A 22002-nucleotide genomic window follows, 5' to 3' on the forward strand; every position below is an offset into this window, starting at 1 on the left:
TAAACCCGGCCTACACCAGCCAGCAGTGCGCCTGTTGTGGGCATACTGCGAAGGATAACCGCCAGACGCAAAGCCAGTTTAAATGCGCTGCGTGTGGTTATGAGGCGAACGCCGATGTGAATGGCGCTCGCAATATTTTAGCGGCGGGACACGCCGTTTTAGCCTGTGGAGGCGCGGTGCAATCAGGCCGCCCGATGAAGCAGGAACCCGGTACTGCGCGAGCAGCTATCACCCAGTAATGGGAATCCCCCTCCTGTGACGCGAAGCGCTAAGGTGGGGGAGGATGTCAAGGGTACCGAGACGTTGCGCATCACGCTCATCACCCCGGCCACCGCCTCGTTGGCCTGGTCGGTCTTTGGCAGGGTCTTGATGTAGAAGGAGGCGCGGGCAAAACGGTCCGCCGAGCGGTTGGTGCCGGGCAGCATGGTGAGACCGCCAATCTCCTCCCAGTAGTCGTTGAGGGCCAGTTGCTTGTCAAAGGTCGGCGAGTTGGTCATCACCTGATAGCTGCGGTCGTTGGTAGCTCTGCAGCTTGCCCCCCACGTACTGGAAGATGGCGGAATCGCCGCTCGCATCGGAGAGGGAGAGGTGCAGCTGGCCCGGCTTGCCATCCGGGGTCAGGGTGGTCACCACATAGAACTCGTCCTTCGACAGGGCGGCGACCGAATCGGCCACGGTGGCGAAGTTGTCCAGCGCGTACTGGGCCCAGAGCGAGATGGAGAGAGTCTTGCGCGGATCCTTGTCGCTCGGGGTCACATACTCGGACTCGGTCAGATAGAGGAGGTTGGCCACCAGCCCCTTCTCGTTCATGCCGTCGGCGGTGCCCGCATCGAAGCCTGCCGCCACCACGGAGCCGTAGCGCGACGTCCACGTCATGGAGTGCGCACCGGCCTCCCCTTCCCGCGCGATGCCACGGGGCAGCGCCCAGAGATTGGTCGGCATGGCGCTGCGCCAGTCCATGGTACGACCGGTCACCACCAGCGCTCCCTCCCCCTGATAGACGGCGCGGGTACAGGCATCGGCGAGGGAACTGACGGAGAGGGAGACGGTCAGGGCCAGCAGGGTCTTATGCAACAGGGGGGAACGCAGGATTGTCATATGGATCACTCGAGTCTGTTGAAAACACAAGCATACCCCTTTTTGCATAACAGGGGCTGACTGAGGCTGGCAAACCAGGTGACAGATCTATCAACAGAGGTGCTGCCCTGCCAATCAGCGATCAATATCCATAAATTAATCAAAAAGATAAGCAAGCCACTTCGGGGCGATACCGCCAGATGCCATTCGCTGGCTTGCGTCGGTTTCAGACACATACCCTGCCCGCCAGCAGGCGGACAGGGAGGGGCTCAGCCTTCCTTCTTGCGGATACTCAGCCCCAGCTCGCGGCCACGCAGGCGGGCATAATAGATGGTGCCCACAAACGCCAGGGTGGTGAGCACCAGCTCCACCACCGCCAGCCACCGCTCCCCCTCATCCGTGGTGATCAGGGTCAGGGCGTGCAGGAAGTAGGGCATCAGCACGAAATTGCCCCAGGCGTGGGTGTAGGGATTGCCCTGCACTATGCCCTTGAGGGGGAAGAGCAGCGGCACCGTCCAGATCACCGGCAACAGCCAGGGGGCGAGATCCGGGTGGGGCGAGAGCCAGAGGTGCCAGAGCAGCACCCAGGCCAGCAGGCCGAAAAAACCGGCCAGGGTCAGCAGGCGAGCGAAGCGGGTGCTCACTTGAGGATCTCCAGCACCTGCTCGGGCGGACGACCTATGCGGGCCTGCCCGTTCTTGATGACAATGGGGCGCTCGATGAGCTTGGGGTGCTGGTGCATGGCACGAATGAGATCATCGCCGCTCACCTCGCCGAGCCCCAGCTCCTTGTAGAGCTCTTCCTTGGTGCGCATCAGCTGTCGGGGATCCGTGAAGCCAAGCTGACTCAGGAGGGTGCGGATCTGTGCCTCACTCGGGGCCTGCTCCAGATAGAGCACCACCTCGGGGGCGACCCCGTGCTGTTCCAGCAAGGCCAGGGTTTCACGGCTCTTGGAGCAGCGCGGATTGTGGTAGATTTGGGTCTCGCTCATGATAACTCCCTGATTAATCGCAAGATGGGACAAGAAATGGCGCTATTGTAGGGGAAACGGATGGTCAGGGTAAGCGGGAAGGCTATGGAAATGAAACGGATCTGTTGGCTGATTGTGGCAACCCTGCTGGGGGCCTGCAGCCCGGCACCCGACTTTACCGACGGCGCGGGAAAGAAGGTCAGCCTCGCGGAGCTCGGTGGCAAACCACTGCTGGTCAACTACTTCGCTCCCTGGTGCGCCCCCTGCCTGCGGGAGATGCCCCTGCTGGCAACATTGCACCAGGAAGGTCAGATCCGGGTGATCGCCATCCACTATGACCCCGCCTCTCCCGCCGAACTGACCGAGCTGGCACGGCGCCACGCCATCAGGGTTCCCCTGATGATCCCGGATGACGACGCCCGCCTCCCGTTCCCAAGGCCCGGGGCGCTGCCCACCAGCTATCTGCTCGATGCCAGGGGCACGCTGCTGGAGACCCTGGTGGGGGAGCTGGACGAGCAGAAGATAAGCGAGATAAAACGCCGCCTGGCGAGCGCCCCATAGCAGAGCCATCCAATACATTCATTTCTTCATCATCAAGATGCGTTGAAACCGATGAAAGGCCCTATTTTAGCCTGCAAAACAAGGCGGGGTGCCCCCAAAGGAGCACCCCGCCTGCCATCAACCCGCTCCGGACTCAGCCCTTGAGGCTGTCCAGATCCTTCTTGGCCCGCTCCAGCTGGGTGATACGCGCCTCGATGCGGGCCAGGGTCAGCTTGTCGCTAGTGGTGCCCCGCGCCACGATCAGTTCGTCGATGGCCGCCTGATAGTCCCCGCGCAGGGAAAGGGTCTCCGCCCGTGCCATGTGCAGGTCCGTCATTCTGCCCGCCTTGCGGTAGGCGTCCGACAGCAGGCTCCAGGCCAGGCTGTTCTCGTCGTGCTCCCGGGCATAAGGGTCCAGGATGGCGATGGACTTCTTGTAGTTGCCCCCCTCCAGATAGGCGTTGCCGAGGTTCACCACCACCACCTCGTTGTCCGGCATCCGGGTGCGGAAGCGCTCCAGTCTGGCGATGGCCTGGGCGCTGCGCCCCTTGGCGAGATCGATGTCGGTCAGGGCATCCACCACGAAGAGATCCTCCGGGTGACGGGTCGCCAGCTCCTGCATCAGGGTGTCGGCCTCGTCGGTGCGCTTGAGCTGCAACAGGGCCAGCGCCTTGCCATAGATGGCGGCATCCTTGAGGGGGTAATCCCCCTTCTGCAGGCGGCTGTCGAAGTAGGTGAGCAGCGCCTGGGGCGTCTCGGTGCCATAGCGCACCTGGATGCGCACCTTGGCCAGCCAGAAGTCCAGGCTCGGCGGCAGGGCGCGCGCGCCATAGCTCCCGGCCCGGGCACGGGCTTCGCTGATCCGGGTCTCCGGCAGGGGGTGAGTCAGCAGCATCTCCGGCGGCTTGCTGGCATAGCGGTACTCCGCCGCCAGCTTCTGGAAGAAGTTGGCCATGCCCATGGGATCGAATCCGGCGTCATACAGCGTCTTCATGCCGATGCGATCCGCCTCGTATTCGTTGTCCCGGGTGTAGTTGATGGCCGACTGCATCGACAAGCCAAGCGTGGTCTGCAAGGCCGCGATGCCGGCGGTGGGGTTGATCACCGCGAGTGCAATGGAGCCCACCAGGCCGGCCAGGGTCATGGCGGAGCTGCTCGCCTGTGCCTCCATGTAACGAGCGATGTGACGCTGGGTCACGTGGGTGATTTCGTGGGCCAGTACCGAGGCCAGCTCGCTCTCGCTCTCGGCGTAGAGGAAGAGGCCGGTGTGCACCTTGACCCGGCCACCGAGGAAGGCCGCCGCGTTGATGCTGGGATCGTTGATGAGGAAGAAGGTGAACGGGAAGCGCACCCCGTCGGCATTGGTCAGCAGCCGCTGGCCCAGATCGTCGATGTATTCGTTGAGCACGGGGTCATCGATGATGGGCAGGCCCGCCCGGGCAAAACGCATGAAGGCGTTGCCGTAGCGCACCTCCTGCTCGATGGGCAGTGCGGCGACCCCGGCGGTACCGATGTCGGGCAACTGGTTGCTCCCCTGGGCGTGGAAGGTCGCCCCCATCAGGGTGACCAACAGGGGAAGCGATGCTATCAGGGGGGAAAAACGTGCCACGTTATCTCTATCTCCAATCAGACCCCAGCGGGCATCGGCAGAATACCCTTGCCATTCAAGGCCCACAAGCGTTGTTTCATCCTCTCATCACGGCCATAATGACCGCCACGCACGCGATGGAGTTCTCATGGAACAGCTCGACCTGACCCCCTGGCGTTGTCCCGAGCCCCTCATCCGGCTCAAGCTCTGGTTGCGCCAGGCCCGGCCCGGTCAATCCGTGTGCATCCAGCTCGGGGATGCAGGCTCCCGGCAGGATATTCCCGCCTATCTGCACCGTCAGGGTCACCATGTCCAGACCCGGGAAGAGTCAGCTACCCGCCTCTCCCTGCTGCTCGTCGTTGCCCGTCCCCCCCGGGACGCCCTGCTCGCCCCCGAGCCCATGCCACCCACCCCGTGAGCCGCCATTCAAGGAAGCCTCGATGTTAGATGTATTGAAGCGCTGGTATCAGACCCGTTTTTCCGACCCCGATGCCGTCACCCTCTTCCTGCTGCTGGTCTTCTGCTTTGCCGTGCTCTGGCTGTTTGGGGATCTGCTGGCACCGCTGCTGGTGGCCCTGGTGATGGCCTATCTGCTGGAGTGGCCGGTGAGTCGCCTGCAACGAGGCGGCCTCTCTCGCACCGTCGCTACCAGCCTGGTCCTGCTGTTGTTCATCACGGTGACGACCCTGATGCTGCTGGGCCTCATCCCGACGCTGGTGAGCCAGGGGGTCAACCTGGCCAAGGAGGCCCCCGCCATGCTGGCCCATGCCCAGGACTATGTGCGCACCCTGCCGGAAAAATACCCCGAGATCATCGACGTCAGCCTGGTGGAAACCATCATCGACAACATTCGCCAGCGCATCCTGACCGGCGGCGAACAACTGGTGAGCGCCTCTTTGAGCTCCCTCATCAACGTGGTGGCCATCCTCATCTACGCCATCCTGGTGCCCCTGATGGTCTTCTTCATGCTCAAGGACAAACAGGTGCTGATGGGAGGCCTGCGCCGCTTCCTGCCCCGCAACCGCACCCTGGTGAACCGGGTCTGGGTGGAGATGAACGACCAGATCATCAACTACATCCGCGGCAAGGTGATCGAGATCGTCATCGTCGGCATCGCCACCTATGTGCCCTTCGCCCTGATGGGATTGCGCTACTCCGCCCTGCTGGCGGTCGCGGTGGGCTTCTCCGTGCTCATCCCCTATATCGGTGCCGCCGCGGTGACCGTGCCGGTGGCCATGGTGGCCCTGTTCCAGTGGGGGCTGACCCCCGACTTCGCCTGGCTGATGGTGGCCTATTTCGTGATCCAGGCCCTCGACGGCAACCTGCTGGTCCCCCTGCTCTTCTCCGAGGCGGTCAACCTGCACCCGGTGGCCATCATCATCGCCGTGCTGGTGTTTGGCGGTCTGTGGGGCTTTTGGGGCGTCTTCTTCGCCATTCCCCTCGCCACCCTGGTCAAAGCGGTGCTCAATGCCTGGCCCAAGCGGGAAGATCTCCCCCGCCCCGCCCCCTGACCCTGGCAAGGGGCGAGGCCGGGTCTCGCCCCTTCCAGATACCGGCCACCAGCAGCACCTCCGTGACGCTGGCTCATGCTTGCCTTGTCGGGTTTAATTGAAAACCGACATCCGTTTGACTTGCTACGCCGGTCTGATTCGTTCCCACGCCCACCCACCGACAAGGATGTGTCATGTCCCCAGTCCCTGCCCTGCGCCATGCCTCTTTGGGTGCCTTTCTGGCACTGCTGTTCTGTTCTCCCGTCCGGGCAGACCTCGATATCGGGGCCCTCAGCGCCTTCTCCAGCGACAGCCCTGACAGCCCCATTCCCAAGGGGCTGGTGCTGGGCGGGGCCGTCATCGGCGGTCAGGCCCGTTACCAGCACCAGGACGATACCCTGATGCCCATCCCGGGGGCCCTCTATTTTGGTGACAACCTGATGTATCTGGGGGATCGGGCCCGCTACTACCTGAGCCGGGATGGCAACCTCTCGACCTATGCCTTCGGCCGGATGCGCTTTGGCAACCTGGACCCGGACGACGATCCCTTCCTCCATGGCATGGAGAAGCGCAAGGGGCAGTTCGAGGCCGGTGTTGGGGCCGATCTCATCACTCCCTACGCCCTCTGGAGCGTGCGGGCCACCACGGATGTGACCGGTACCAGCAACGGTCAGGAGCTGATGCTGTGGGCCAACTTCCCCATCATCCGCGGCCCCCTGCTGCTGATGCCGGGAGCCGGCGTGATGCTGCGCAGCCACAACCTCGCCAACTACTACTTCGGCGGTGTCTCGCAAGACGAAGCGAGGGCGGACAGGCCGGCGTGGAACACGGGCACCACCCTCTCCCCCATGGTCTCCCTCATCGGCAGCTATCGCTTCAGCGCCAACTGGATTGGCGGCTTTGGCATCAACTACGAGCGCTACGACGACGACATCGCGGACAGCCCCATCGTCCAGCATCAGGGAGAACTCTATGCAGGCTTCGGGGTGGGCTACATCTGGTAGCCCCATCCGGGCTCGACAACAAAAAAGGAGCCCATGGCTCCTTTTTTACGGCTATCCGGCGCAGCGCCACCCTGCCACTTCGGCGAGAAATTCGGCGAGCGCCCGGTTGATGAACGCGGGGTTCTCCAGGGTCGAGATGTGACCGGCCCCCGGGATCTCCCTGAACGGGCACCCCAGCACCTCGGCCATCAGATACCCCTCCAGCACAGGGCGAGCCTTGTCCTCGCACCCCGTCATCACCAGTGCGGGCAGCCTCATCTCTTCGAGCCAGTCGATGCGATCCTCCCGGGTCACGAAGCTGCGCCCCACCGCCACCAGGCTCGCCACCTTGTCGGCGGGCCATTGGGCCAGCCGTGCCTTGAAACCGGCCATCAGGGCCGCGTCCGGTTGATGGGCGAAGAAGAGCGGCGCCACCTGATCGGCGATGGGCGCAGGCACGGCGCCGACCTGCTCGATCATCGCCAGCATGCCGAGATAGCGCTCGCAGGTGATCTGGGGTTCAAGGCCGACGAAGCTGTCCATCAGCACCAGGCCCTTGAGGCGAGCAGGCGCCATGCGCGCCAGCTCCACGCCCCACATGCCACCGATGGAGAGCCCCACCAGCACGCACTCGTCGATGCCAAGGGCATCGAGCAGCGCCAGGTGATCCCGGGCCAGGGTCGCCAGGGTGCAGGGCCCCTCGGGCAGCACATCGGAATCCCCGTGACCCCAAAGCTCGGGCACGATGCAGCGATACTGCCCCTTGAGGGCCTCGATTTGCGGTGCCCACATGGCACTGTCCCACAGGTAGCTGTGGCCAAAGAGCAGTGCCGGACCCTGCCCCTCGTCCAGATAGGCCATGCGGCGGCCCGCTATCTCCATAAACTGCTTCATGTTTTCTCCTGTTGCCAGCGGCGATGAAACTGGCTTTCCTGTTTTTCTGTTGCCAGCGGCTGATGAGGCGGCAGTGTAACACGCCACCCTTGGCAGGGGTGCCCGCCTGGTGCAAGCTGGAGAGACTCACAACGAGGAGTCACCAAGGAGAGGATGATGGCCAAGGAAAAGAGCAAGAAACGCCCCCGTCTGGACAAGAAGACCTACGAACATCACCTGGCCCACCTGCAGGAGGAGCTGGTCAAGTTGCAGGAGTGGGTCAAGCAGGAGGGGCTCAAAGTGGTGGTGCTGTTCGAGGGGCGCGACGCCGCGGGCAAGGGGGGCGTCATCAAGGCGATCACCGAGCCCCTCAACCCCCGGGTCTGCCGGGTCACCGCCCTGCCCGCCCCCTCGGATCGGGAGCGCACCCAGTGGTACTTCCAGCGCTACGTGGCGCACCTGCCCTCGGCGGGCGAGATGGTGCTGTTTGACCGCTCCTGGTACAACCGGGCCGGGGTCGAACGGGTGATGGGCTTTTGCAGCGACGACGAGTATCGCGAATTCCTGCGCGCCTGCCCCGAATTCGAGCGGATGTTGATCCGCTCCGGCATCACCCTCATCAAATACTGGTTCTCGGTCAGCGACGAAGAGCAGGAGAAACGCTTCAAGGAGCGCATCAACACCCCCATCAAGCGCTGGAAATTCAGCCCCATGGATCTGCAATCCCGCTCCCGCTGGGTCGAGTATTCCCGCGCCAAGGATGACATGTTCACCTACACGGATACCGAGGATTGCCCCTGGTTCGTGGTGGACGCCGACGACAAGCGCCGCGCCCGCCTCAACTGCATCTCCCACCTCCTTGGCAAGGTGCCCTACGAGGCGATCCACTACGAGCCCATCACCCTGCCCCCCATCAAGACCGAAGGGTATGAGCGCCCGCCGCTCACCAGCCAGCACTTCGTGCCGGACGTCACCGCCGCCCTCGAGTCAGACAAGCACGGGCAGTGACGGGCCCCGGCCAGCCGCCCGCTGGCCGAAACCCGGGCTTCGGATGACGGGCAATAAAAAGCCGGTCTTGCGACCGGCAAAAGGCATTGAACGTATAGAAAGGAAAACCTGGCACTCTCGCCCTCTCAGGCGCGGATATATTTGGCCGTGCGCGGGAACGCCTGTTCTTTGGCATCGAACAGGTAGCAGGCTTCGGCCGGGATGCCGACGCTGTACTCCTGGCCGGTGGCCACGTCGATGTCGGAGCTCGCCTTGACGGTGAAGTCGTGACCATCCACGTCCATGTAGACGAAGGACTCGGCCCCCAGGTGTTCGGCTACCTGCACCACGCCGCTCACGCGGCTGTCGGCATGGGCATGACCCAGCGGCACCAGGTGCTCGGGGCGAATGCCCAGCTCCACCTTGTCGCCCACCGCGCCGCGACGGGCATCCACCCGGGCACGCACGGTATCGCCGGAGGTGAGCTTGACCACGCACTCCTGCTCCCCGATCTCCACCAGCTCGCCCGCCAGGAAGTTCATCTTGGGGGAGCCGATGAAGCCCGCCACGAACTTGTTGTCCGGGTTGTGGTAGAGCTCGAGGGGGGTGCCGAACTGCTCCAGGTTGGTGGCCGCCTCGCCCTTGAGCGGGCTCAGCACCACGATGCGGTTGGCCAGCGTCATGGCCTCCACCTGGTCGTGGGTCACGTAGATGATGGTGGAGTTGAGCTCCTTGTGCAGCTTGGCGATCTCGATGCGCATCTTGACCCGCAGGGCGGCGTCGAGGTTCGACAGCGGTTCGTCAAACAGGAACACCTGCGGCTGCTGCACGATGGAGCGGCCGATGGCGACCCGCTGACGCTGACCGCCAGAAAGGGCCTTGGGCTTACGGTCCAGCAGCGGCTCGAGACCCAGGATCTCGGCGGCGCGCATCACCCGCTTGTGGATATTCTCCTTGTCCATCTTCTTGAGCTTGAGGCCAAAAGCCATGTTCTCGTAGATGTTCATGTGCGGGTAGAGGGCGTAGGACTGGAACACCATGCCGACGTTGCGCTCCACCGGCGGCACGTCGTTCATGTAGCGCCCGCCGATGGTCAGCTCGCCGCTGGTGATGTCTTCCAGACCCGCGATCATCCGAAGCAGGGTGGACTTGCCGCAGCCGGACGGGCCGACGAAGACGATGAACTCCCCTTCCTTGATGTCGAGGTTGATGCTGCGCAGGGTGTCCTTGTGGACAGCCGGGTCGTAATTTTTGCGAACGTTGTTGAGTACTACTTCAGCCATGTCGAGCTCCGCTCTTGAATCTTTGCAAATCGTGATGACGGGGGGAGCCAGCTCCCCCGGCCATGAACCGTTAACCTTTCACGCCGCCTGCGGTCAGACCGCCCACCAGCCAGCGCTGGGCGAGCAGGAAGACGACCGTGATGGGGAAGCCTGACAGCACGGCGGCTGCGGCGAAGTCACCCCACAGGTAGTTCTGCGGATAGAGGTACTGCTGGGCCCCGACCGCCAGGGTCAGATTGTTCACATCCTGCAACAGGATGGAGGCCATGGGCACCTCGGTGATGGAACCGATGAAGGCCAGGATGAACACCACCGCCAGAATGGGCACCGACAGGGGCAGCAGGATCAGGCGGAACGCCTGCCACGGAGTAGCGCCATCGATGGCCGCCGCCTCCTCCAGGGAGGAGTCGATGGTCTCGAAGTAGCCCTTGATGGTCCAGACGTGCAGGGCAATGCCCCCCATGTAGGCCAGGATCAGGCCGCCGTGGGTGTTGAGACCCAGCCAGGGGATGTAGTCACCGATCTTGTTGAAGAGCGCGTAGATGGCCACCAGTGCCAGCACCGCCGGGAACATCTGGAAGATCAGCATGCCCTGCAGGATGGTGGACTTGCCACGGAACCGCAGACGGGCGAAGGCGTAGGCACAGGTGGTGGAGAGCACCACTATCATCAGGGCGGTGATGCCCGCCACCTTGATGGAGTTCCACAGCCAGGTCAGCACCGGGAACGGCGGCGGCGTGATGCTGCCATCGGCGTTGGTGATGGAGATGCCCAGCGCCAGCTTCCAGTGATCCAGGGTCGGATTGGTGGGGATGATCTCCCCCACCGAGAAGTTGCCGTTACGGAACGAGATGGCGATGACCATGATCAGCGGGAAGATGATCAGTGCCAGGAAGCCCCACATCACCAGGTGGGTTGCCCACACCCGGTATTTGACTGATTTGGGTTGTACGATTGCCATGTTGAAGCCTCCTTACAGTTGCTTGTCGGCTTTGGACAATTTCAGGTTGAGCAAGGCCAGCGCACCCACGATGAGGAAGATGGCGGTGGCGATGGCACTGGCCAGACCGTAGTCCTGACCACCCGAGCCCTGGAACGCGATCCGGTAGGTGTAGCTCACCAGCAAGTCGGTGGTCCCGGCCGGCGTGGTGGCCCCGATGATGTCCGGCGCCCCGTTCGTCAACAACTGGATAAGTACGAAGTTGTTGAAGTTGAAGGCAAAGGATGCAATCAACAGCGGTGTCAGCGGCTTCATCAAGAGCGGTACGGTGATCTTGAAGAAGTTCTGTACCGGCCCCGCCCCGTCCATGGCGGACGCCTCGTAGAGATCTTCCGGAATGGCCTTGAGCAGGCCCATGCAGAGGATCATCATGTAGGGGTAACCGAGCCAGGTGTTGACGATGAGGATCATCACCTTGGCCAGGAAGGGATTGGTGTACCAGTCCGGCTTGATGCCGAAGGCCGCTTCCAGGAACAGGTTGATTTCACCGAAGTTCTGGTTGAACAAGCCCTTGAACACCAGGATGGAGATGAACGCCGGTATCGCATAGGGCAGGATCAGCATGACCCGGTAGAAACCACGCCCCCTGAGCTGCTCCCACTGCACCAGACACGCCAGCACCATGCCGATCGCCAGGGTGAACGCCACCGAACAGGCGGAGAAGATCACGGTCCAGACGAAGATCTGCATGAAGGGACTCTGGATACCCGGGTCCGTCATGATGCGCATGAAGTTTTTCCAACCCACGCTCACCACGAAACCGGGGGCAACGCCCTTGCCGACGAAGTGACCTTCCGCATCGATGTACTGGTAGAAGCCGGTGTCACCGTTGGGCAGCATCAGCTCGCCGCTCTGGTTGTCACGCAGCAGGTTGCTGTCCTTGATCATGACGCCGGACTTGAGCACGGCGCCGTCGACCAGCTGGGTATAGAGCTGTTTCTGGGCGGCAAACTTGCGCAGGCTGCTCAGGGTCAGATGGATATTGCCTTCGGGCAGTACCACATCCAGGGCACTCAGGTGGGTGCGGTGATCAACGATGGCACGAATGGGTGCCGCCTCGCCGACCGTGGCCCCGTCCAGAGGCTGCAACTGAACAACCTGGGGCTCGTCACGGACCCGTCCTTCACGGACGGCCAGGGTACGCGCCTTGTTGTTCAGCAAGGTAAGGGGTTGACTGATAAAGGATTGCTCGTCCTGTTTCAGCAGCAGCTGAAACTGATTGTTCTCACCACCCAGGAGGGTGAAATCGAATTCACCGCCGGTCACCTTGTAGGTTTTTTTCAGATGGTAATCCCGTGCCTGCTCAAGGGAGAGCAAGTTGGATCCCGAATAGTTGGTGAAGGCGATGCCGATCGTGTAGGCAAGAGGGAAGATGATAAAAACAACCATGCCTGCCACACCGGGGAAAATATAACGGTGGGCATAGGTCTTCTTGTTCATGAAGACATAGAGACCGACGGATACGACCACCAGATCGAGCAGGGCAAATACCCACTCGCCGCTGGCATACATCATCACGGCCGCATAACCATTAAGCACTGCGATCAGTGCCGCCATGGTCCATTTCAGCCAGACGTACTTGTCTTTCTTCGGACCGGCATAGGATTCGATAGAAGGTACTACTTCCATGCCAATTAACCTTTATTGCGCCAAGAGAGATTGAGAGAGTGGGAGGCCCGAAGGCCTCCCGGGTAGTGCATGCTTACTGGACTATACGCTTGGCAGCGGTATCCAGGGCTTCGTCAACACCCTGACGGCCAGAGGTGACGTTCTTGAGGGCGGTTTCGAAGGAGGACCAGAAACGGCTCATCTCGGGCACGGACGGCATCGGTTCGCCGTTCTGGGCGTTCAGCATGGTGGCCTTGATGTTGGGGTCGGCTTCCAGGGTCTTCTGGAAGGACTTCAGAGCCACGGCACCCAGCGGCTTGTCGGCGTTCATCGGCGCCAGACCGGCATCGGTCAGCAGGTAGTTCTCGAGGAACTCGATGGCCAGATCCTTGTTCGGGCTGGCGGCGTTGATGGTGGCACCCAGTACGCCAACGAAGGCCTTGGCCGGCTTGCCTTTCAGGGTCGGCAGCTGGGCTACGCCATACTTGATGCCGCTCTTGTCCAGGTTGCTCCAGGCCCAGGGACCGTTGATCATCATGGCCACTTCGCCCTTGTTGAACTTGGCGTCCATCACACCGTAGTCGATGCCCTTCTCCAGGTGACCGGATTTGATCATCTCGGAGATGTAGCCGACGCCGGCCTTGGCACCTGCGTTGTTCACGCCGGTGTCTTTGACGTCATAGCCGGTGGCGGTCTTCTTGAAGGCATAACCACCGTTGGCAGCCACCAGGGGGTAGCTGAAGTAGGGGGTGTCATAGGCCCACATGATGGCGCGCTTGCCATTTTTCTTCAGGTCTTCGTCGATCTTGGCGATCTCTTCGAAGGTCTTCGGCGGGTTGGGCAACAGATCCTTGTTGTAAATCAGGCTGACGGCTTCTACCGCGACCGGGTAGCCATAGGTTTTGCCATCGACGGTCATGGCATCCCAGGCGAATTGCTCGAACTTGGCCTTGGTGGCGGCATTCGGGGTCACGGGAACCAGCAGACCGGACTTGACCCACTCACCGTAACGGTCGTGAGCCCAGAAGAAGATGTCCGGGCCGTTGCCGGTGGCGGCGGCTTGCTGGAATTTGACTTCAACCTGATCCGGGTGGGCGACGGTGACCTTGATGCCGGTTTCGGCTTCAAACTTCTTGCCGACTTCGGCCAGGCCGTTGTAGCCCTTGTCACCGTTGATCCAGATGGTCAGCTGACCTTCATCAATGGCAGCAGTGGCAGAGCAGGCCACGCCCAGGGTAGCCAGACCGATCAGGGATGACAGCAATTTCTTTTTCATGAGCCTTTCCTTGTATTAGTTCCGCGCTGTAAGAGCATTGTGTGCAGATGAATATTATCCCAAGCAGTCAATGCCTCACATGACACGCCTCGCATTTTTGAAATGCAATTACGTATTTTCTTCCAGAAAGTTATGAAAACATTTTCTTATTTCAGCGACTTATCGGGATTTATCGCCATATTTTTGGCCTTGCACAGAAAACTAATTACCAAAAAGAAATAAATTTACACCAATGAAAGGGGTTTCACCTCAATGAAAACCCTTTCATCTCCATTATTTGGTTTAATGTGTTAACAAAAGTACCAAGCCGGATTCCAAGTTCATCTCCCCCTTAAATAAAAAGGCATCGGAGCGGACTCCGATGCCTTTTTGCCAGAAATGGCGAGTAGATCACATTATGACTGGCGCAGCAGCTGATCCTTGAGGTTGGGCGGCACACCACGGATGGTCAGCGTGTCGGTCTGGGGATCGTAAAACACCCGACTGTTCAACAGCTTCTGCTCGAAGCTCAAGGTCAGGCCGCCGCCGGAACCGACGAACTTGGTCAGGCCCCGCAGGGTGGAACGGTCCGCCGGGAAGCGCTCCTCCAGCTCGTACTCCTGACCGATGAAGCTGTAAAAATCGAGGTCCCCATCACCGGGCAATTCCGCCGACAGCTCCTTGATCTCGATCTCCTCGCCGGCGCTGGCCTGCTCGGTGCAATATTTGAAGACCTGCTTCTTGTAGTCATTGCGTTCGGCCGGTTCGAGCTGGCGGCTGTCGCAGTAATCGTCCACCGCCTGCAGCAACCCCTTGTTCTGGATCTTGGCATCCATGCCCTCCCGGGCCCCCAGCAGATCCATGAAGAAATCCCCCAGCTTGCGACCGACCCGGCCCTTGCTGAAGGTGATATAACGACGCGAATCCCCCTGGGTTTTCCACTCGGTGAGATCGATGCGGGCCACCAGGTTCAATTTGCCGATATCCAGGTACTGGATGTGGTGCAGCTCCAGCGCCTCGCTCACGGTGACGCTCTCCTTGCCTTCCAGCAGGGCGATCATCAGGTAATCCACCCCCACATAGTTGTACTTGGCAATCAGCAACACCCCCTGCTCGTCCAAGGCGTGCTCCACCAACTGTTTGACCAGCATCTGGGTCAGGGTAATAGAGAAGGGGACGAATTCGGTCTGCTCGCCAAGCAGCTGTTCGAGGGCGATGCGAAAGGCCGGTGACGGCTGTCTGGGAGCCTCTTCACCTTCTGCCAGCTCGGCGACGTCGGCTTCCGGGTCGGCAAAGAAGCCGAAGCCCTTGCCACCCTTGCCGTTGTAGATGCGATGCAGTTCTGCCATCAGCCCTTGCACCGCCTCGTCGGCAGGCAGAGTCTGACTGCGGGTATCGGCGTGCGGCTGACCGTCATTGCCGGCGCGCAGGGAGTGAAGAATGATCTTGTCGATATCGAGACTCATGTCACAAAGCCATAGTGTTAGCCGAAAGGGTGAAGTATTATAAGGCGCTTTGAACCGAGATGAACCCAAGATTATGCCCATCGTATCAAAGTACAATAACGAGCAGTTTGACGCCCTGATGAACGACCTGATCACCGCCCTGGAGAAACACAAGGCGCCGGTGGATCTCAGTCTCATGGTGCTTGGCAACCTGACCACCAACATCATCAACGGTATGGCCCCGGCCCAGCGTCAGGCGATCACCGAGAAGTACATCCAGGCGCTCACCGCCTCGGTGGATCATCGCCACGATGCTCACTGAGTTTCTTCGCATTCTTTGATGTTTTTCAAGCAGATGGATCATTATGGTCGAAACCGGCAACCCCTATCGTGATAACGTTTCTCGCCTGATCACCTGGGGGCATTGGTTCTCCTTCTTCAACATCCTCCTGGCCATGCTGATCGCGACCCGCTATCTGGGTTCCATCAGCTGGCCATCGACCACGCTCGGGGTCACCTATCTCATCATCAGCTGGATAGGTCATTTCTCGTTCCTGAGCTTCGTCACCTATCTGCTGACCGTCTTCCCCTTGAGCTTCGTGCTGCCCAGAGAGAAGCCACTGCGCTTCATCTCGGCCATCATCGCCACCCTGGCGCAGGTGCTGCTGCTCATCGACACCCAGGTGTTCCAGCTGTTCAAGTTCCACTTGAATGGCCAGGTGTGGCAACTGCTGCTGGATCAGGCCCAGACCGAAGAGGGCTCGATCTGGAGCATCATCTTCGTCGCCGTGCCCACCATCTTCCTGCTGCAACTGCTGCTGTCGGCCTATGTGTGGCGCAAGATCAACAAGCGCAAACGCCGCCAGTACGGCAATCAGGTGGGACTGGCCTTGCTGGTCTGCTTCATGCTGACTCACCTCGTCAACAGCTGGGCCGATGCAACCCTGTATCAGCCCATCACCATGCAGCGCGCCAACTTCCCGCTCTCCTACCCCATGACAGCCAGAAGCTTCCTGGCCAAGCATGGCTGGCTCGATCTCGAGCAGTATGAGAAGAAGGCCGAGAACCAGGGTAGCGCCGAGCATCGCCTGCTCTACCCCCTGCGCCCCCTCAGCGTGAGTGCCCCGGCCGAGCACAAGAACCTGCTGGTGGTGGTGGTCGACTCCCTGCGGGCCGACATGCTCAACAACATCAACATGCCCAATCTGCAGCGCTATGCGGATCAACACCTCAACTTTGCCAACCACATGAGTGGCGGCAACGATGACGCCATGGGGATGTTCAGCCTCTTCTACGGGCTGCCGGGCCACTACTATGGCGATATCCGTGCCGACAAGCGCCCGCCGGTGCTGTTCGACGAGATGCTGCGCCAGGACTACCAGTTCGGCTTGTTCGGTGCGCTGGAAGATGCCCAGCAATATCAGCAGAGCCTGCTCGCTGGCCTGCGCAAGCAGGTGTTTGTCTCCCGCCAGAGTGATGACACTCGCCTCATCGGCGACTGGCAGCAGTGGCTTGGCACACGCACCGCGGACAGGCCCTGGTTCTCCCTGGTCTATCTCTCGAGCCCGGGGGATTATCAGGTGCCCGCCAGCCTCAAGGGCCCCTTCCAGCCCGAGCTGACGCGCTTCAACCCGGCCACCGCCTATAGACCCGAGAACCTGCAAAAGCTGGAGAATCGCTACAAGAACTCGGTGTTCTACACCGACCAACTGCTGGAGCAGATGCTCTCCCGGCTGCAGCAGCAGGGGCTGAGTGAACAGACCATAGTCGTCATCACCTCCAATCACGGCCAGGAGTTCAACGAAACCCAGAGCAACAGCTGGGGCTATGGCAGCAACTACTCCCCCTATCAGGTGCAGGTTCCTTTGGTGCTCGCCTGGCCCGGTGTCGAGAGCCAGCCACAGGAGCAGGCAAGCAGCCACCTGGATCTGGTGCCGACCCTGATGAAGGGCATGCTGGGGGTACGTAACCCCCCTCGGGACTACAGCACGGGGCGCAGCCTGTTCGACAACAGCCCGCGCAACTGGCTGCTGGCCGGCGATCAGAATGACTTTGCCATCTATCAGGACAACACCATCACCCAGTTCAACAAGCAGGGTGACTTCGAACTGCTGGATCGCGCCACCTATCGCCCCATCAAGCACGGCACCCCGGACATGGGGGCCATGATCCAGGTGATGAACGAGCTCAACCGCTTCTATCGCACCCCATAGGTGCTCGCACGCATCCAACCAGCCCGCCTTCTCGGCGCAATGCTGTTCACTTAAGAGAATTTGAGTTCCAGTCCACGTAGTATCAGGGCTAAAAAATGAGGGAGGCATGATGCCTCCCTCTTTCTATTGCAAGCCACGCTGGATAAAGGCTGAAGGAACATCGACTGGAAACAGCCTTGCTCCCCCAACTCAAGTCGCATTTATGAATAATTAGTCAAAAATGTGCTTATCTGAACAGCATTGCGCCTTCTCGGCGGGCTTTTTATTGTCTCAAGATCCAGGCGGGACACTCCACTTCCCCTCCCCCGGTCAGTGCCCTTCACAAACGTATGCCCTGCAACTACTGATTCATCTCTCAAAAAAATGCAGTCTGATCAAGATCATAAAACAAAGATGATAATGATTATCAATCGTTGATACGAAGGGATTCATCTGCAATAATCCGCGCCCTTCAGGCTTAAATAAAAATCATTATCAACAATGAAAACACTGCTTCACTACTGGCCCATGCTGCTGTCCGGTACAGCCCTGGCCGCCAGCGATCCCGCCGGGACAGATCCCGAACCCAGGGCCCACGAGACCATAGTGGTCAAGGGACAGCGCATCGAGCAGAAGCTGTCCGATGTCTCCGGCTCCATCACCGTCATCACGGAGGTAGAGCTGGATCGCCAGATCGCCACCGAGCTCACCGACGTGTTCAAGAACGAGCCCGGGGTCTCGGTGACCGGCTCCGCCGGCCGGCCGCAGAACATCATCATCCGCGGCATGGGCGGCAACCGGGTGCTGATCATCAAGGATGGGGTGCGGGTCAGCGACGGCTTCGGCGCCGACGACCTCAACGACAAGGTGGGCCGTTTCAGCTTCGATCTCGATGACGTCAAGCAGATTGAGGTCGCCAAGGGGGCCGGCTCCTCCCTCCATGGCTCGGACGCCATCGGCGGCACCATCGTCATCAGCACCAAGCAGCCAGAGGACTACCTGCAGGGGCAGGATGCCTATCTGGGCAGCAAGGTGCTGCAGGACGGCAGCAGCGACAAGCAGAAGCTGAGCGCCACCGGCGCCGCCCGGCTGCTGGATAGCGAGCACCTGCTGCGGGTCTCCGGCTGGCAGGGGCACGAGACCGCCAACTATGACGAGAGCCGCATCCCGGCGGATCTGGACGGCCTCAGCGCCTCCACCAGCTCCCGCTTCCCGCTAAGCGATCACCACCTGCTGCGCCTCGAGCTCGACTACTTCGAAGACAATGCGAAGCGGGATCAGGGGCCGCGCGAAGTGCCCCAGCCCGACGGCAAGTGGCAGGTGCGCCAGTACAGCGAACAGGGCAGCCAGCGCACCCAGGGGGGCAAGCTTGGCTGGGAGGCGAACGATCTCGGCAGTCTGCTGGCGGATCAGTTCATCTGGAGCCTCTATGGCAACCACTCCAAGAACAGCGCCAACAAGCGCAGCCTGTTGCAAAACGACCTGCTGAGCGGCTATCCCCGCTACCGCAGCGAGCGGGAGCTCTCCACCTTCACCGAAGAGAGGGTCGGCAGCGAGCTGGACGTGCGCCGGGATCTCGTCACCGGCGACATCGCCCACAAGCTGAGCTACGGCGTCGAGCTGGAGCGTACCCGCCACGAGCGGCCGGTGGAGAAGCTGAGCCTGGAGGCGGGAGTGCCCCAGCCCAGCCAGTCCGAGCCCTTCAGCAGTGCCCGCACCGACCGGGCCGGCGTCTGGCTCGGCGATGTGGCGACCCTGGGCCGGTGGCAGTTCACCCCCACCCTGCGCATGGATCACCAGTGGCTGCGCCCGCAAGATGGCAACCAGGGCGAGAACCACAGCTGGCATCTCTCCCCGAGTCTTGCCACCAGCTACCGCGTCAACGAGCAGTGGCGCAGCTGGCTCAGCTATGCCAACGGCTTTCGGGCCCCCTCCTACGACAAGGTCTACGGCAACATTCCCCACTACTTCGCCCTGCCGCCATTCCAGATCATCGCCAACACGGATCTGAAGGAGGAGACCAGCCACAGCTTTGAGTGGGGGCTCAGCGGCGAGGGGGACAACTGGAGCATCAAGCCGGCCCTCTTCTACAACCGCTACAACAACTTCATCGACTGGCGCGAGGTGGGGCTGCGCCTGAGTGACAGCGTCATCCTGCGCCAGTACCGCAACGTGGCCAAGGCCGAGACCTGGGGCGCGGAAATCGCCGCCAGCTACTGGCTGACCCAGGAGTGGGAGCTGGCCACCAAGCTCGGCTGGGTCGACGGGGAAGACAGCCAGGGCGAGGCGCTGCGCACTCTGACCCCGCTGGAGGGCAACACTCGCCTGAGCTACCAGACCCATGATTGGAGCCTGGGGGTGCAGGCGGACTACGCCGCGGCCATGGACAGAGTGCCCACCTGCGGCAACAGCTTGACCAAGAGCCAGGATGCCTGCCTCACGAGCGCAGGCTGGTTCAGTCTCGCCATGACGGCGGACTGGCTGGTCACCGATGCCCTCAAGGTCAACCTCAAGCTCGATAACCTGTTCGACACCCGTTACACCCGCTATCAGGACGTGGCCGGGCTGGAAGCCGGTACCGACGCCTCCCTCTTCACCCAGAGCGGGCGCACCTTGAGTGCCAGCCTGCGCTACACCTTCGTGGGGATCTGATGCACAGCCTGTTTGTACTGGCCAGCCTACTGGCCACCCCGGCCCCTGCCGCCCCGCTTCCTGAGGCAACCCAGGTGGCAGCGCCCCTTATCCCCGAGCGTCCACAACTGATGAAGGGGGAGATAGCCCGCCTCGATCCCTATGGCGGCTGGCGTGACAACAGTCGCCGCGCCCCCGAGCTGCTGGCGCTGCTGCGCGAGCAGAACCGCTGGACCGACGAGCAACTCGCCGCCCAAAAGCCCCTCGAAACAACGCTGCAAGGCGAGTGGCAGGCCAGGGAGCGGGGCGAGCCCCTGCCAAAGGAGTGGCTGACTCAGGCGGGCAGCCAATGGCGCATGGAGGCGGACGGCAGCCTGTGGCAGCGCAGCGACGCCCGCTCCGCCTCCCGCCAGCGGCAGGCCCCCCGTCAGCCCGCCGAGGGTTACTACGAGATCGCCGCCTGGGCCCTGCACCCGGATGGCCGCCTGCTTGCCCTGGCCGAAGACAACCGTGGGGATAGGGACTACCGCATCACAGTGCTGGATCTGGCGAGCGGCGAGACGCTCACCACCCTGGCGCACCGGGCCAGCGATCTGCTCTGGAGCCTGGATGGCAAGATCCTCTACACCATCGCCAACGAGCGCCACACCCTGCGCCCCTGGCAGCTGTGGGCCTGGCAGGCCGGCAAGGAGGCGCTGGTGCACCAGGAGGCCGATCCCGCCTGGCTGCTCAGCCTCTATCGCACCACGGACAACCGCCACCTGGTGCTGCAGAGCAACAACCACGACGGCTCGGAGCAATACCTGCTGGATGAGGGCGGCCCGACCCTGCTCAGGGCCCGTGAGCGTGGGCTCGAATACTACCTGGATACCCAGGGGGAGAGGGTGCTTGTCAAGAGCAACCAGGACGGGGCCATGGGACTTTATCAGGCGCCCAGCCTGACGAGCCTGGCGGCTGGTCCCTGGCAACCCCTCTGGTCCGGCGAGGGCCGGGAGCTCGAGAAGTGGCGCCTGTTTGCCGGCTACACAGTGCTGCAATACCGCAAGGCAGGGGACGACTGGCTCGATGTGCTGGATGCAGGCGGCAAGCTGACCCACAGCCTCCCGCTCACCGAAGGAGCCGGCACGGCCTGGATCCAGGGGGCCCATGATCCCGCCAGCCAGCAGATCCTGATCCGCCGCCAGGGCATGGCCGAGGCGCCGCACCAGCGCTGGCTGGATCTCGCCTCCGGTCAATGGCAAGCCGCTGACAAACCGGTCGCGAACCCCCTCTATCGGAGCGAACGGCGCTGGGTGGTGGGCAAGGACGGCGTCCGGGTGCCGGTTTCTCTGGTGTGGCGCAAAGACATCACTGCGCCCAAGGCGCTGCTGCTCTACGGCTATGGCGCCTATGGCACCCCCATGCGCCCCTACTACCAGCCCCAGGTGCTGAGTCTGCTGGATCGCGGTTTCGTCTACGCCATCGCCCATGTGCGCGGCGGGGGCCTGCTGGGGGAGGCGTGGTACAAGGAGGGGCGCGGCCAGCAGAAGCAACACAGCGTGGACGATTTCCTGACGGTGGCAGACAGCCTGGCCCAGGATCCCGCCATCGATCCGGACCGGCTGTTCGCCATGGGCGGCAGCGCCGGCGGCCTGCTGGTGGCTGCGGCACTCAACCAGGCGCCCACCCGTTTCGCCGGGGCCGTGCTGCAAGTTCCCTTCGTCGACCTGCTGGGCACCATGCAGGATCCCGAGCTGCCCCTCACCCGGCAGGAGTACGCCGAGTGGGGCAATCCGGCCATCCCGAGTGACTATGCCGCCATGCGCCGCCTGAGCCCCTACGACAACCTGCACAAGGCCCCTTATCCCCCCGTCTATGTGACGGGCGGCCTGCACGACAGTCAGGTGCCCTACTGGGAACCCCTCAAGTGGATAGCCCGCCTGCGATCCCATAGCACGGGAACAGGCCCCTATCTGCTGCGCACCGAACTCGACGGCGGCCACCTGGGCGCCCCCCGAACGGCGGCGCTGCGTGCGGCGCAGGAGTATGCCTTCCTGCTCACCCTGGCGGGCGTCAACCACTGACCCCTTGTCCTCTTTTT

At 61.9% G+C, this 22002-nt stretch carries 21 protein-coding genes; 10 read left to right on the top strand and 11 right to left on the bottom strand.

Going from position 1 to position 22002, the window contains the following annotated elements:
* Positions 1–239: zinc ribbon domain-containing protein (locus tag ACNPAA_RS08980; protein WP_202041671.1), on the top strand; the 239-nt coding region annotated here is incomplete at its 5' end.
* Here ACNPAA_RS08980 and ACNPAA_RS08985 read toward each other — a convergent pair.
* From ACNPAA_RS08985 to arsC, 4 genes are all read right to left on the bottom strand, one after another.
* Positions 183–497, bottom strand: coding sequence for a linear amide C-N hydrolase (locus ACNPAA_RS08985; RefSeq protein ID WP_257709804.1), 315 nt, complete (start codon positions 495–497; stop codon positions 183–185). The two genes, ACNPAA_RS08980 and ACNPAA_RS08985, sit on opposite strands and share 57 nt — an antisense overlap.
* A complete protein-coding gene (locus tag ACNPAA_RS08990) occupies positions 475–1098 on the bottom strand; it encodes a linear amide C-N hydrolase (RefSeq protein ID WP_234887569.1) in 624 nt (207 codons plus the stop codon). Before ACNPAA_RS08990 ends, ACNPAA_RS08985 begins: the two co-directional genes overlap by 23 nt.
* Positions 1099–1346: 248 nt before the next feature.
* On the bottom strand, positions 1347–1721 hold the full coding sequence (locus tag ACNPAA_RS08995; protein ID WP_043155315.1) for a DUF2069 domain-containing protein: 375 nt from the start codon (positions 1719–1721) through the stop codon (positions 1347–1349).
* The gene (arsC, locus tag ACNPAA_RS09000) at positions 1718–2068 is read right to left on the bottom strand and encodes an arsenate reductase (glutaredoxin) (RefSeq protein WP_043155313.1); all 351 of its coding nucleotides are present in this window, start codon (positions 2066–2068) and stop codon (positions 1718–1720) included. Before arsC ends, ACNPAA_RS08995 begins: the two co-directional genes overlap by 4 nt.
* A gap of 60 nt (positions 2069–2128) precedes the next feature.
* Between arsC and ACNPAA_RS09005 the strand changes: the two genes are divergently transcribed.
* On the top strand, positions 2129–2608 hold the full coding sequence (locus ACNPAA_RS09005) for a TlpA family protein disulfide reductase (RefSeq protein ID WP_043155310.1): 480 nt from the start codon (positions 2129–2131) through the stop codon (positions 2606–2608).
* A gap of 133 nt (positions 2609–2741) precedes the next feature.
* On the opposite strand, the gene ACNPAA_RS09010 is transcribed toward ACNPAA_RS09005, so the two are convergent.
* Entirely contained in the window at positions 2742–4196 is a 1455-nt protein-coding gene (locus ACNPAA_RS09010; RefSeq protein ID WP_223918331.1) for a M48 family metalloprotease, read from the bottom strand.
* A 127-nt stretch (positions 4197–4323) separates the two neighbouring features.
* On the opposite strand from ACNPAA_RS09010, the gene ACNPAA_RS09015 reads away from it, so the two are divergent.
* From ACNPAA_RS09015 to ACNPAA_RS09025, 3 genes are all read left to right on the top strand, one after another.
* A complete protein-coding gene (locus tag ACNPAA_RS09015; protein WP_069785094.1) occupies positions 4324–4593 on the top strand; it encodes a sulfurtransferase TusA family protein in 270 nt (89 codons plus the stop codon).
* A gap of 22 nt (positions 4594–4615) precedes the next feature.
* Positions 4616–5686, top strand: a complete 1071-nt coding sequence (locus ACNPAA_RS09020) for an AI-2E family transporter (protein ID WP_029314318.1) — start codon at positions 4616–4618, stop codon at positions 5684–5686.
* Positions 5687–5859: 173 nt separating this feature from the next.
* Complete coding sequence (locus tag ACNPAA_RS09025; protein ID WP_043155304.1) at positions 5860–6669, top strand: MipA/OmpV family protein; 810 nt, start codon at positions 5860–5862, stop codon at positions 6667–6669.
* 51 nt (positions 6670–6720) lie between these two features.
* Here ACNPAA_RS09025 and ACNPAA_RS09030 read toward each other — a convergent pair whose 3' ends face one another.
* Entirely contained in the window at positions 6721–7542 is an 822-nt protein-coding gene (locus ACNPAA_RS09030; RefSeq protein WP_417891697.1) for an alpha/beta fold hydrolase, read from the bottom strand.
* A 156-nt stretch (positions 7543–7698) separates the two neighbouring features.
* On the opposite strand from ACNPAA_RS09030, the gene ppk2 reads away from it, so the two are divergent.
* Positions 7699–8529, top strand: a complete 831-nt coding sequence (gene ppk2, locus ACNPAA_RS09035; protein ID WP_010674253.1) for a polyphosphate kinase 2 — start codon at positions 7699–7701, stop codon at positions 8527–8529.
* 125 nt (positions 8530–8654) lie between these two features.
* Here ppk2 and ACNPAA_RS09040 read toward each other — a convergent pair whose 3' ends face one another.
* The 5 genes from ACNPAA_RS09040 to yejK form a co-directional block, all read right to left on the bottom strand.
* A complete protein-coding gene (locus ACNPAA_RS09040; protein ID WP_010674252.1) occupies positions 8655–9791 on the bottom strand; it encodes an ABC transporter ATP-binding protein in 1137 nt (378 codons plus the stop codon).
* A 70-nt stretch (positions 9792–9861) separates the two neighbouring features.
* A complete protein-coding gene (gene malG, locus ACNPAA_RS09045) occupies positions 9862–10752 on the bottom strand; it encodes a maltose ABC transporter permease MalG (RefSeq protein WP_039038630.1) in 891 nt (296 codons plus the stop codon).
* Between the two features lie 12 nt (positions 10753–10764).
* A complete protein-coding gene (gene malF / locus ACNPAA_RS09050) occupies positions 10765–12420 on the bottom strand; it encodes a maltose ABC transporter permease MalF (RefSeq protein ID WP_043155301.1) in 1656 nt (551 codons plus the stop codon).
* 73 nt (positions 12421–12493) lie between these two features.
* Complete coding sequence (gene malE / locus ACNPAA_RS09055; protein ID WP_010674249.1) at positions 12494–13675, bottom strand: maltose/maltodextrin ABC transporter substrate-binding protein MalE; 1182 nt, start codon at positions 13673–13675, stop codon at positions 12494–12496.
* A gap of 395 nt (positions 13676–14070) precedes the next feature.
* Complete coding sequence (gene yejK, locus ACNPAA_RS09060) at positions 14071–15120, bottom strand: nucleoid-associated protein YejK (RefSeq protein WP_417891698.1); 1050 nt, start codon at positions 15118–15120, stop codon at positions 14071–14073.
* A gap of 73 nt (positions 15121–15193) precedes the next feature.
* Between yejK and ACNPAA_RS09065 the strand changes: the two genes are divergently transcribed.
* From ACNPAA_RS09065 to ACNPAA_RS09080, 4 genes are all read left to right on the top strand, one after another.
* Complete coding sequence (locus ACNPAA_RS09065; RefSeq protein WP_011705556.1) at positions 15194–15421, top strand: DUF1414 domain-containing protein; 228 nt, start codon at positions 15194–15196, stop codon at positions 15419–15421.
* A gap of 43 nt (positions 15422–15464) precedes the next feature.
* Positions 15465–17312, top strand: coding sequence for a DUF3413 domain-containing protein (locus ACNPAA_RS09070; RefSeq protein ID WP_005328168.1), 1848 nt, complete (start codon positions 15465–15467; stop codon positions 17310–17312).
* Positions 17313–17792: 480 nt separating this feature from the next.
* Complete coding sequence (locus tag ACNPAA_RS09075; RefSeq protein WP_417891699.1) at positions 17793–19943, top strand: TonB-dependent hemoglobin/transferrin/lactoferrin family receptor; 2151 nt, start codon at positions 17793–17795, stop codon at positions 19941–19943.
* Positions 19943–21985: a prolyl oligopeptidase family serine peptidase gene (locus ACNPAA_RS09080; protein WP_417891700.1), complete on the top strand. Its 2043-nt coding sequence runs from the start codon at positions 19943–19945 to the stop codon at positions 21983–21985. The genes ACNPAA_RS09075 and ACNPAA_RS09080 overlap by 1 nt, the downstream gene beginning before the upstream one ends.
* The last annotated feature ends 17 nt before the right edge of the window (positions 21986–22002 follow it).

This window comes from Aeromonas sp. PS2Canimalfood6 (assembly GCF_048276795.1).
GTDB classification, from domain to species: domain Bacteria; phylum Pseudomonadota; class Gammaproteobacteria; order Enterobacterales; family Aeromonadaceae; genus Aeromonas; species Aeromonas caviae.

Coding starts and splice junctions, on each gene's coding strand:
- ACNPAA_RS08985 (WP_257709804.1), bottom strand. CDS start 497: ATGACCAACTCGCCGACCTTTGACAAGCAACTGGCCCTCAACGACTAC.
- ACNPAA_RS08990 (WP_234887569.1), bottom strand. CDS start 1,098: ATGACAATCCTGCGTTCCCCCCTGTTGCATAAGACCCTGCTGGCCCTG.
- arsC (WP_043155313.1), bottom strand. CDS start 2,068: ATGAGCGAGACCCAAATCTACCACAATCCGCGCTGCTCCAAGAGCCGT.
- ACNPAA_RS09005 (WP_043155310.1), top strand. CDS start 2,129: ATGGTCAGGGTAAGCGGGAAGGCTATGGAAATGAAACGGATCTGTTGG.
- ACNPAA_RS09015 (WP_069785094.1), top strand. CDS start 4,324: ATGGAACAGCTCGACCTGACCCCCTGGCGTTGTCCCGAGCCCCTCATC.
- ACNPAA_RS09020 (WP_029314318.1), top strand. CDS start 4,616: ATGTTAGATGTATTGAAGCGCTGGTATCAGACCCGTTTTTCCGACCCC.
- ACNPAA_RS09025 (WP_043155304.1), top strand. CDS start 5,860: ATGTCCCCAGTCCCTGCCCTGCGCCATGCCTCTTTGGGTGCCTTTCTG.
- ACNPAA_RS09030 (WP_417891697.1), bottom strand. CDS start 7,542: ATGAAGCAGTTTATGGAGATAGCGGGCCGCCGCATGGCCTATCTGGAC.
- ppk2 (WP_010674253.1), top strand. CDS start 7,699: ATGGCCAAGGAAAAGAGCAAGAAACGCCCCCGTCTGGACAAGAAGACC.
- ACNPAA_RS09040 (WP_010674252.1), bottom strand. CDS start 9,791: ATGGCTGAAGTAGTACTCAACAACGTTCGCAAAAATTACGACCCGGCT.
- malG (WP_039038630.1), bottom strand. CDS start 10,752: ATGGCAATCGTACAACCCAAATCAGTCAAATACCGGGTGTGGGCAACC.
- malF (WP_043155301.1), bottom strand. CDS start 12,420: ATGGAAGTAGTACCTTCTATCGAATCCTATGCCGGTCCGAAGAAAGAC.
- malE (WP_010674249.1), bottom strand. CDS start 13,675: ATGAAAAAGAAATTGCTGTCATCCCTGATCGGTCTGGCTACCCTGGGC.
- yejK (WP_417891698.1), bottom strand. CDS start 15,120: ATGAGTCTCGATATCGACAAGATCATTCTTCACTCCCTGCGCGCCGGC.
- ACNPAA_RS09065 (WP_011705556.1), top strand. CDS start 15,194: ATGCCCATCGTATCAAAGTACAATAACGAGCAGTTTGACGCCCTGATG.
- ACNPAA_RS09070 (WP_005328168.1), top strand. CDS start 15,465: ATGGTCGAAACCGGCAACCCCTATCGTGATAACGTTTCTCGCCTGATC.
- ACNPAA_RS09075 (WP_417891699.1), top strand. CDS start 17,793: ATGAAAACACTGCTTCACTACTGGCCCATGCTGCTGTCCGGTACAGCC.
- ACNPAA_RS09080 (WP_417891700.1), top strand. CDS start 19,943: ATGCACAGCCTGTTTGTACTGGCCAGCCTACTGGCCACCCCGGCCCCT.